This window comes from Variovorax sp. YR752, assembly GCF_943372545.1.
Genome location: NZ_CALRZC010000359.1, coordinates 1 through 5467, shown reverse-complemented (window position 1 = coordinate 5467; position 5467 = coordinate 1). Strand labels below are relative to the sequence as shown.

The 5467-nt window shown below is 67.8% G+C and carries 4 protein-coding genes; all 4 read left to right on the top strand.

The window, feature by feature from the left end:
* The coding region (locus AAG801_RS40050; RefSeq protein ID WP_341893440.1) for a calcium-binding protein at positions 1 to 803 on the top strand (803 nt) is incomplete at its 5' end.
* Positions 804 to 925: 122 nt separating this feature from the next.
* On the top strand, positions 926 to 2221 hold the full coding sequence (gene gshA, locus AAG801_RS40045) for a glutamate--cysteine ligase (protein WP_341893439.1): 1296 nt from the start codon (positions 926 to 928) through the stop codon (positions 2219 to 2221).
* A 40-nt stretch (positions 2222 to 2261) separates the two neighbouring features.
* Positions 2262 to 4136, top strand: coding sequence for a potassium transporter Kup (locus AAG801_RS40040; RefSeq protein ID WP_341893438.1), 1875 nt, complete (start codon positions 2262 to 2264; stop codon positions 4134 to 4136).
* A complete protein-coding gene (locus AAG801_RS40035; protein ID WP_341893437.1) occupies positions 4133 to 5302 on the top strand; it encodes a benzoate/H(+) symporter BenE family transporter in 1170 nt (389 codons plus the stop codon). The genes AAG801_RS40040 and AAG801_RS40035 overlap by 4 nt, the downstream gene beginning before the upstream one ends.
* The last annotated feature ends 165 nt before the right edge of the window (positions 5303 to 5467 follow it).

Here is a 5467-nt window from a genome sequence, read left to right as displayed (position 1 = left end):
TCAACGGCACGGGCAACACGCTGGCCAACCTGATCACCGGCAACAGCGGGGCGAACACGCTCAACGGCAGCAGCGGCAACGACACCCTGGACGGCGGCAGCGGCAACGACAGCCTGCTCGGCGGCAGCGGCAACGACTCGCTGAACGGCGGCAGCGGGACCGACACGATGGTCGGCGGCAGCGGCAACGACATCTACGTGGTCAACGCGAGCGGTGACGTGACGACCGAGACCTCGACGCTGGCCAGCGAGATCGACACGGTGCAATCCAGCGTGTCGCGCACGCTGGGGTCCAACCTGGAGCGGCTGACCTTGACCGGCACGGCGGCGCTCAACGGCACGGGCAACACGCTGGCCAACCTGATCACCGGCAACAGCGGGGCGAACACGCTCAACGGCAGCAGCGGCAACGACACCCTCAGCGGCGGCAGCGGCAACGACACGCTGATCGGCGGCACGGGCCGCGACAGCCTGATCGGCGGCTCCGGGCTGGACAGCTTCCGCTTCGACACCGCGCTCAACGCCAGTACCAACGTCGACAGCATCAGCGGCTTCTCCGCCGCGGACGATCGTTTCCTGCTCGAGAACGCCGTGTTCGTCGGCATTGGCGCTACGGGGACGCTGGCGGCGAGCGCCTTCCGCGCCGGGACGGCCGCTGGCGACAGCAACGACCGCATCGTCTATGACACAGCGACCGGCCGGCTGTGGTTCGACGCTGATGGCTCCGGCGCGGGTGCTGCGGTGCTGTTTGCCACGCTGACGGCAGGGACCTCGCTGACGGCAGCGGACTTCGTCATCATCTGATCGGCATCTGATCGGCATCTGATCGGCATCGGGTCGGCCGGGCCTTTGGGGCTTGCGCGGCAGCGCCGCCACCCCCAAGTGCCTAGAATTCCGCTTCCACAGCGCTCCTCCCGGGCCGACCCATGGTTCCTCACCTCATCACGGCCCTGACCGGCCCGATCAACGAACTCGAGCAGCGCATCCTCGAGTCGCTCCCGGCCATCGAGCGCTGGTTCCGCCTCGAGTGGATGGAACACACGCCGCCGTTCTACACCTCGGTGGACGTGCGCAACGCCGGCTTCAAGCTGGCGCCGGTGGACACCAACCTGTTCCCCGGCGGCTTCAACAACCTCACCGAAGACATGCTGCCGCTGGCCGTGCAGGCGGCCATGGCGGCGATCGAGAAGATCTGCCCGGAGGCGAAGAACCTGCTGCTGATCCCCGAGAAGCACACGCGCAACACGTTCTACCTGACCAACGTGCAGCGACTGATGCAGATCTTCACCCAGGCCGGGCTGAACGTGCGCCTGGGCACGCTGGACGACAGCATCACCGCGCCGACCGAGGTCGCGCTGCCCGACGGCAGCAGCCTGAAGCTCGAGCCGCTGGTGCGCACGCGGGGTCGCCTGGGGCTGAAGGACTTCGATCCTTGCACGATCCTGCTCAACAACGATCTGTCCGCAGGCCTCCCCAAGGTGCTGGAGAACCTGCACGAGCAGTACCTGCTGCCGCCGCTGCATGCCGGCTGGGCCGTGCGGCGCAAGACCAACCATTTCCAGGCCTACGAGGAGGTGGCGAAGAAGTTCGCCAAGCTGCTGGGCATGGACCCGTGGTTGATCAACCCGATGTTCGCGCGCTGCGGCGAGGTCAACTTCAGCGATGGCACCGGCGCCGAGTGCCTGATGAGCAATGCCGAGGCGCTGCTGGGCAAGATCCGCCGCAAGTACAAGGAATACGGCATCAACGAGAAGCCCTTCGTGATCGTCAAGGCCGATGCCGGCACCTACGGCATGGGCATCATGACCGTGCGCGATCCGAAGGACCTGGCCGAGCTGAACCGCAAGACGCGCAACAAGATGAGCGTCATCAAGGACGGCCAGGAGGTCAGCGAGGTCATCCTGCAGGAAGGCGTGCCGACCTACGAGCGTGTCAACGACGCGGTGGCCGAACCGGTGGTCTACATGATCGACCGCTACGTGGTCGGCGGGTTCTACCGCGTCAACGCCGAGCGCGGCATCGACGAGAACCTGAACTCGCCGGGGGCGAGCTTCGTGCCGCTGGCCTTTGCCGAGTCGGGTCACCTGCCCCGTCCCGGTGCCAAGCCGGGCGCCAGCGCACCGAACCGCTTCTACATGTACGGCGTGATCGCGCGCCTGGCCATGGTGGCGGCGAGCTACGAACTGGAAGCGACCGACCCGGACGCCGAAATCTACGAGTGAGTGGCCGGCCGCGCCTGCGGTCGCCCCTACACTCCCGGGCGTGAGCCAGCACAGTTCGAAGTCCAGCCTCGCCGCATTGACGCTGGGCGCCATCGGTGTCGTCTACGGCGACATCGGCACCAGCCCGCTGTACGCCTTCAAGGAGGTGTTCGCCCACGGCCATGTGCCGCTGAGCGCCGAGAACATCCACGGCGTGCTGTCGCTGATGTTCTGGACGCTGACCGTCATCGTCTCGCTGAAATACGTGCTGCTGATCCTGCGCGCCGACAACAACGGCGAGGGCGGGCTGATCGCGATGCTGGCGCTGGCCTCGCGCGCGGTGGCCGACAAGCCGGCGCTGCACGCCCGGCTGCTGGTGATCGGCATCTTCGGCACGGCGATCTTCTTCGGCGACGGGGTGATCACGCCGGCGATCTCGGTGCTCTCCGCCGTCGAAGGGCTGGAGGTCGCCGCACCGGCATTGCACGAATGGATCGTGCCGGTCACGCTGGTGGTGCTGACGGCGCTGTTCATGGTGCAACGCCTCGGCACTGCCAGCGTGGGGCGCTTCTTCGGGCCGATCACCGCGCTATGGTTCCTCGCGCTGGCCGTGCTCGGGCTAATGCACATCGCCAAGAATCCGGCCATCCTGGTGGCATTGAACCCGGGCTACGCGATCGAGTTCATGACGGCGCATCCGCGCATCGCCTTTGTTGCACTCGGCTCCATCGTGCTGTGCGTCACCGGTGCCGAGGCGCTGTACGCGGACATGGGCCACTTCGGCAAGCGGCCGATCCGCCTGGCCTGGTTCGGCCTGGTCATGCCGGCGCTGGTGATCAACTACTTCGGCCAGGGCGCGATGCTGCTCGCGCACCCCGAGAACGTGAAGAACCCGTTCTACGAGATGGCGCCGACCTGGGCGCTGTACCCGCTGATCGGCCTGGCCACCGCGGCCACGGTGATCGCCTCGCAGGCGCTGATCACCGCGGCCTTCTCGGTCACCAAGCAGGCCGTGCAACTCGGCTACCTGCCGCGCCTGCGCGTGCTGCACACCTCGGTGAGGCAAACCGGGCAGATCTACCTGCCCTTCGTGAACTGGGGGCTGTACGTCTGCATCGTGCTGGCGGTGGTGCTGTTCCGCTCGTCGAGCAACCTCGCCGCGGCCTATGGCATCGCGGTGACGATCGACATGCTGATCACCACCACGATGACCTTCTTCGTGATCCGCTATGGCTGGAAGTACCCGTGGTGGCTGTGCGTGGCGGCCACCGGCTTCTTCTTCCTGGTCGACTTCGTCTACTTCGCCGCCAACATCGTGAAGGTGTTCGACGGCGGCTGGTTCCCGGTGGTGATCGGCGCGGCGATGTTCCTGCTGCTGATGACCTGGAAGCAGGGTCGCGCGCTGATGACCGAACGCATGCGTGACGACGCCATCGACCTGAAGAGCTTCCTCGAGGCGGTGTTCATCAGCCCGCCGGTGCGCGTGGAGGGTACGGCGGTGTTCCTGGTCAGCGACCAGGGCAGCACGCCGAACGCGCTGCTGCACAACCTCAAGCACAACAAGGTGCTGCACGAGACCAACCTGTTCGTCACCGTGCGCCACCACGAGGTGCCGTGGATCGGTTTCGACAGGCGCTTCGAGCTCGAGTCGCTGGGCAACGACTGCTGGCAGGTGACGCTGCACTTCGGCTTCAAGAACGACCCCGACGTGCCCGAGGCGCTGGCCCTGCTGCGCGGCCGCGGCGTGCAGCTCGACGACATGGAGACGAGCTACTTCCTGTCGCGCGACATCGTCATCCCGACGCTGGGTGGCGGCATGTGGTTCTGGCGCGAGAAGCTGTTCGCCAGCATGCACCGCAATGCCGCCGCGGCCGCCGACTTTCTCAACCTGCCGGCGAACCGTGTGGTCGAGCTCGGCGCCAAGGTTCAGATTTGAGTTTCGTCCGCGATCTCTCCCTGCCCGCCTTCACCGCCGGCTTCGTCGCCGTGCTGGTGGGCTTCACCAGCTCGGTGGCGATCGTCTTCCAGGCCGCCACCGCCCTGGGTGCGACGCCCGAGCAGATCAGCTCGTGGATGTGGGCGCTCGGCCTGGGCATGGGCCTGTGCTCGGCGCTGCCCTCGCTGGTGCTGCGCAAGCCGGTGATGGTGGCCTGGAGCACGCCCGGCGCGGCCGTGCTCGCCACCGCGGCAGCAGCCGGCGGCTTCACGCTCGCGCAGGCCACCGGCGCCTTCATCGTCTGCGCGCTGCTGATGATCGCCGCCGGCGCCACCGGTGCTTTCGAGCGTGTGATGGACCGCATCCCGATGCCGATCGCCAGCGCGCTGCTGGCCGGCGTGCTGGCGCGCTTCGGCATGGACGCCTTCCTCGCCGCGAAGACGGCGCTGCCGCTGGTGCTGCTGATGCTCGGCGCCTACCTGGTCGGCCGCCGGCGGTGGCCGCGCTACGCGGTGCCGGGCGTGCTGGCCGCAGGCACCGCCTTCGCGTGGCTCGATGGCCAGCTGCACCTGCAGGGGGTGTCCCTCACGCTGACCGCGCCGGTGTTCGTGACACCCGAGTTCACGCTCGCCGCAGCCATCAGCCTGGCGCTGCCGCTGTTCGTGGTGACCATGGCCTCGCAGAACCTGCCCGGCGTGGCGGCGATCCGCGCGGCCGGCTACCAGATGCCGATCTCGCGCCTCATCACCGTCACCGGCGTGGCCACGCTGCTGCTTGCGCCCTTCGGCGCCTTCGCGCTGAACCTGTCGGCCATCACCGCAGCGATCTGCATGGGCCGCGAAGCGCATGAAGACCCCGACAAGCGCTACACCGCGGCGGTGAGCTGCGGGCTCATCTACATCGTCATCGGCCTGTTCGGCGCGGCGGTCACCGGCGTGCTGACGGCCTTCCCGCGCGAGCTGGTGGTGGCGGTGGCCGGGCTGGCGCTGCTGGGCAGCATCGGTGGCGGCCTGGCCGTGGCGGTGAAGGACGAACAGCACCGCGAGGCGGCGCTGATCACCTTCCTTGTCACGCTGTCGGGCGTGAGCCTGTTCGGCATCGGCTCGGCGTTCTGGGGCGTGGTCGCTGGCGCATTGGCGCTGCTGGTTCAGGCCTGGCGGCGCTGAGGCCGCACGGCGCGGTTGTGGTGGCAGCGGCCGTAGACTGCCGAGACCATGCCCGACTTCCGCTCGCCCGAGTTCCTGCTCGGTCACATCCGCCACACGCTGGCCTTCTACGACGGCCGCTGCCTCGACCCCTCCGGCGGCTTCTTCCACTTCTTCAAGGACGAC